We start from the raw sequence: 1,190 nt of genomic DNA, 5'->3' as shown, positions 1-1,190 counted from the left end.
GTATGTGTACGGACCGCAGGGACGGCTTCCTGATCGACCGCGGGTTCCAGGTGCTCAACACCTCCTATCCGCAGCTGAGGCGCCGGACAGAGCTGCGCGCGCTGCGGCTGCGCCCCTTCGCTCCCGCCGTCCTGACCCACACGCCGAACGGTCGGCTCCGCTACAGCGACCCCACGCGCCGCCCCCGCGACCTCCCCCGGCTCGCCCGCCAGGAACGGCACTCGGCACGCGACGGCGCGGGGCTCGCCGCCCTGTCGCTCCTGGCGGCCCTGTCCCCCACGCGTGCGCTCAGGGCCCGTACCGAACGCACGACGGCCGAGGAGCTCGGCCGCTACGGCATCGCGGGCGACCTGCTGGAGAACTTCCTGCACCCGTTTCTGTCCGGGGTGTTCCTCGACGACGCTCTGGAGACGTCGAGCCGCGTGTTCCACATGGTCTGGCGGAGCTTCCTACGGGGGACCGTCACCCTGCCCGCCGCGGGAATCGGCTCCGTACCCGAACACCTGGCGTCGAAACTCCCGCCGAAGACCGTACGGTTCGACAGCCCGGTGCGAGAACTGACCCCGACCGGCGTGCTGTTGGACGAAGGCGGAGAGCTGGACGCGTCCGCTGTGGTCGTCGCCGCCGACGCGCGAGCGGCGGCACGCCTGGTGCCGCGGCTGGCCGTGCCGCCGACGCGGACCGTCTGCACGTACTCCTACGCGGCGCCCAGGCCCCCGCTCGGCGAACCCGCGCTGCTGCTGGACTCCCGGCGCCGCTTCCTCAACACCTGCGTGCCGAGTCAGGTGGTTCCCGGCTACGCGTCCCACGGCCACGCGCTGGTCTCCGCGTCGGTGCTCGGCGCCCACACCCCCCAAGGCGCCGTCGCGCTGCGCGAGGCCCTCGCCGAGGCGTACGAGACCGACACCTCCGGATGGGAGGAGATCGACCACCGCACCGTCCACGGCGCGCTGCCCGCCATGGCCCCGCCCTGGCCGCTGTCCCGTGCCGGCAGGATCGAGGACAGGCTGTACGTGTGCGGCGACCACCGCGCCACCGGCTCGGTGCAGGGCGCCCTGGCATCGGGCGCCCGAGCGGCCCGCGAAGTGCTCGCCTCGGGGCTGCTGTGACGCCGCCACGGGACACCCGCCGCCCCGACCCGCCGCCCCTGGAGCAGGCCGGGGCCGCCGAAGCGGCCCTCACCACGGGGG

At 74.4% G+C, this 1,190-nt stretch carries 1 protein-coding gene; it reads left to right on the top strand.

All coding sequences use genetic code 11. The features are described from left to right. Positions 1 to 1,109, top strand: a 1,109-nt coding sequence (locus ACFU99_RS44215) for an FAD-dependent oxidoreductase (protein WP_384404524.1), incomplete at its 5' end; no start/stop codon positions are given. Positions 1,110 to 1,190: the final 81 nt, after the last annotated feature.

The organism is Streptomyces sp. NPDC057654, assembly GCF_042800135.1.
GTDB lineage: Bacteria > Actinomycetota > Actinomycetes > Streptomycetales > Streptomycetaceae > Streptomyces.
The sequence above is the reverse complement of the archived record's forward strand: the minus strand, read 5'-3'. Positions and strand labels throughout refer to the sequence as shown.